Origin of the sequence: Geminocystis sp. CENA526, assembly GCF_050753365.1 — a bacterium.
Lineage (GTDB): Bacteria > Cyanobacteriota > Cyanobacteriia > Cyanobacteriales > Cyanobacteriaceae > Geminocystis.
In genome coordinates this window covers 1-3,927 of sequence record NZ_JBLZFY010000188.1, presented here as the reverse complement: position 1 = coordinate 3,927, position 3,927 = coordinate 1, and the positions used below count along the sequence as shown (strand labels likewise).

The window sequence follows — 3,927 nt, the reverse complement described above, 5'->3', positions numbered from 1 at the left end:
TACTTCTTACTTCTTACTTCTTACTTCTTACTTCTTACTTCTTACTTCTTACTTCCTTCTTACTCATTCCTTCAAAACATAACCCACTCCTCTGACGGTTTGAATAATTCTTTTTTCCTTGTTGGATTCGAGTTTTAATCGCAAATAACGAACATAAACTTCTATGATATTGGAATCGCCTCCAAAGTCATAACCCCACACTTTATGTAAAATTTGATCTCTGGTTAACACTTGGCGAGGATTGGAGATTAGATATTCCATTAAATCATATTCTGTGGCGGTGAGTTCGATCGATCTTTGTCCTCTTTTTACTTCCCTTGTACGGCGATTAAGGCTAAGATCAAGAAAATGTAATTGATCTGGATCTTCTTCATTACTACGGCGTAAATGAGCGCGGAATCTTGCTAATAATTCTGGTACATTAAACGGTTTAAGGATATAATCATCAGCACCTGCGTCTAATCCAGCTACTCGATCGTTAATTTCATCTTTAGCAGTTAATAATATAATAGGGACTTTACTACCTGAAGTGCGCAAACGGCGACAAATTTCTAAACCTGATATTCTTGGTAACATCCAATCTAAAAGAATTAAATCGGGATTAATTTCTTTAGCAGTGGCTAAACCTGTTACGCCGTCATTAACTACCACTACCTCATAACCTTCGTATTGTAATTCCAATTCCAAAAATTTTGCCAGTTTTTGTTCATCTTCTATCACTAAAATTTTATTCATATTTCGATCGTTTATCTGCCATAGAGACATTAGTTGTAAGTTGTAAAATCTTGGAAAATTATTTTATCTAGGTTATTAATAATATTTCTCATTATAATTTATGTGTGACTATGATCTTCTGATCTTCGTTTTTATTTTTTACTAATTTATCTAATTTATCACAGAGTCATCATGGATAAAGATACCCGTTTTGCATTTCTCGTTATTGGTTTACCCTTCTTAGGATTAATTTATTGCCTCGGCATTGTTTTAATGTTTATTGTGTCACCCTTTGCCCAAAATCATGCTTTTATTACAGGCATTCTATCTGCTATGATACCATTTTCGATCGCCGCCTCCATCTGGATTAGGGCATCTGCTAAAGCCTATAATCGTCATAAAAATTAGTTTCTTGTGAAACAGGCATCTTGCCTGTTAAGTTAACCAAAAAACGCCTATTTAGAAATTGCTAATTTGCGATGAATGCCACTAGCTTCAATTAAAGGTTTAAAGGTAGAAATCAGGCTATCTTGCGCCACCGCCAAACAAGGAAAACCCACATCTCCATAATTGACTCCTCTCGTTAACGGAAAATTCGATCGAGCTAGATGTACCAAATTTCCTCCTGCCCCCCTTAAGATAGGGTAAGCCCCAGCAATATCCCAAATTTTCGGACTCGCTTCGATCGCACCTAGTGTAGCACCAAAAGCTACGGATATTAAATCATAGCTAGTCACCCCCGTAATGCGAATTTTACAAGGGAAAGGATTTTGCAGAATATCCAAGCTACGATTGCATAACATCACCACATGATTAAAACTAGGAAGATCATCACTGGTATAGATAGGATTATTATTGAGATAAGCACCTTTAGGACTATTTAACCCCGTATTTTCGCAAAAATAACCATGATAAGTTTGATGAAGATGAGGAAAATGCACAAATCCAAATACAGGAATCCCTTGATAGAGTAAACCAATAGAAATACCCCAAATAGGAATACCCCTAGTAAAATTAGTTGTACCATCGATAGGATCAATAACCCAACACCAATCCGTAACGGGTAAAATATGCTCAGTTTCTTCTGTCAAAACACCGTGAGTAGGAAAACACTGCTTAATCGCCATTCTCAATTCAAAATCAGCCCATTTATCCGCCTCCGTCACCAGACTACCATCCGCCTTACGAGTCGCCTCCAGTTGTGCAAAATCTGTTAATAACTTTTCTCCGATACGGTGGGTTATTTGCCGACAAAAGTTATATACTTCCTGCCAAAAATAAATCATCTTTTTTCCCCTGTTTGATTAGCTTGACGAATCAGGCGTTTACTTATTTCCTCAAAATTCGTTATCTCTTTTCAAAGTATAGCAGTGACTCATCAGCTATCAACCATAAGTATTTATCACCCTTGACATAAACAAAAATAATGAATAGTAAGGTGATTTCTAATAATAAATATACCTGTATTGATCCCCCCAGGGCTGTTTCAAAGTATCTTCTGAACAAGTGTTAGGGTGTTAGGGTATTAGGGGGATTTTTTACCTTCAAATTTCAAGGAATAATAATAAATCTTGAAATAATCAATTTTTAATAGTAAATTATCAAAACTCATTACTTATTACTCTTTACTCATTACTTTCTCTTAACCAAAAATTTGAAAATGAAACAGCCCTGAAACTTTTCCAAACAACACCCGAACAACAAAATTCAGTATAATCTTGTATAGCATTATGTTTACGCAAAAAATATAAAAGTAGTATTTAGTGAAACACAAATTGATATACGTTTGCAATTCTTGATTAAACGATAAATAATCGCCAAAACCATTGAAATAAGAGGGTTTTAATTAGATGCGTAATTTTACGGAGACTTTACACAAAATTTATATGTTTTTTTTAAAATTTTAGTGTTAGTATTATTTGTAAAATTACAAATTTTTAACACAATCAACTATTATGGCAACTATCAACATTTTTGGTACAGAATTCGACGATATATTACTAGCCTCTGATTTTGGGGATATCTTGTTGGATGATTTTATTATCTTTGGATTTGAAGGGGATGATTCCATTGAAGGAGGAAACAACAACGATGTTCTTTCGGGGAATGAAGGTAATGACACCGTTTATGGTTTTGATGGTGACGACATTATTACCGGGAATAGCGGTGATGACTTACTCTTTGGTGGTTTAGGAAATGATACCATCTTTGGTAATACAGGAAATGATACCATCTTTGGTAACGATGGAGATGACTCCATTTTAGGCGGAAGTGGTAACGATGTTATTTATGGTGGCATTGACGCTGATTATATCGAAGGAGGTAGTGGTAATGATCTTATTTACGGTGGCAATACCACTCTCAATGATACTTTAGACGGCAATGATACTATCTATGGTGGTTCTGGTAATGATACTATCTATGGTGAATTTGGAGATGACTTAATCTACGGTGATTCTGGTAATGACCTCATCTATGGTGGAGAAGGTAATGATAGCCTTTTTGGTTGGGATGGAACGGATTTCGGTGATTCAGGCGATCGAGATACCATCTATGGTGGCGACGGAGATGACTACATAGAAGGGAATGATGACAACGATTTCCTCTACGGTGAAGACCGAAATGATACTATCTATGGTGGTACTGGAGATGATTATATCGAAGGGGGAGAAGGAGATGATTACATTGAAGGTGGCATTGGTAATGATACTATTCTAGGTGGTTCTGAAAATGACACAATTTACGGTGGTGAAGGAGATGATACGATCGATGGTGGTACAGAAAGTGATTACATCGAAGGTGGCATTGGTAATGATTCCATTCTCGGTGGCTCTGAAGAGGATACGATTTACGGTAATGAAGGTAATGATACTATTCTAGGTGGTTCTGAAAATGACTTAATCTATGGTGGCGACGGTAATGATTCTATTCTAGGTGGTTCTGAAAATGACACAATTTATGGTGATGAAGGTAACGACACTATTTTTGGTGGTGAAGGAGATGATTTCCTAGAAGGAGGTGCTGGTAACGATTCCATTGTTGGGGATGTTGGAGGATTTGCAGGAAATGATACTATCTATGGTAATGAAGGTAATGACACTCTGCGAGGTTTCAGAGGAGATGATTATATTGATGGTGGAGAGGGCGATGATTCTATTCTTGGAGGGGGAGATAATGACATTATTTTGGGTGGTGATGGAAATGATACCATTC

At 36.4% G+C, this 3,927-nt stretch carries 4 protein-coding genes; 2 read left to right on the top strand and 2 right to left on the bottom strand.

Translation table 11 applies throughout. The features are described 5' to 3' along the window. Positions 1-63: 63 nt before the first annotated feature. On the bottom strand, positions 64-735 hold the full coding sequence (locus ACN4EE_RS22235; RefSeq protein ID WP_431708705.1) for a response regulator transcription factor: 672 nt from the start codon (positions 733-735) through the stop codon (positions 64-66). A gap of 171 nt (positions 736-906) precedes the next feature. Between ACN4EE_RS22235 and ACN4EE_RS22230 the strand changes: the two genes are divergently transcribed. After that, positions 907-1,122, top strand: a complete 216-nt coding sequence (locus ACN4EE_RS22230; RefSeq protein ID WP_431708704.1) for a hypothetical protein — start codon at positions 907-909, stop codon at positions 1,120-1,122. A gap of 47 nt (positions 1,123-1,169) precedes the next feature. On the opposite strand, the gene ACN4EE_RS22225 is transcribed toward ACN4EE_RS22230, so the two are convergent. Further along, entirely contained in the window at positions 1,170-2,000 is an 831-nt protein-coding gene (locus ACN4EE_RS22225) for an inositol monophosphatase family protein (protein WP_431708703.1), read from the bottom strand. A gap of 669 nt (positions 2,001-2,669) precedes the next feature. Here ACN4EE_RS22225 and ACN4EE_RS22220 point away from each other — a divergent pair. Further along, on the top strand, positions 2,670-3,927 hold a 1,258-nt coding region (locus tag ACN4EE_RS22220), incomplete at its 3' end, for a calcium-binding protein (RefSeq protein WP_431708702.1).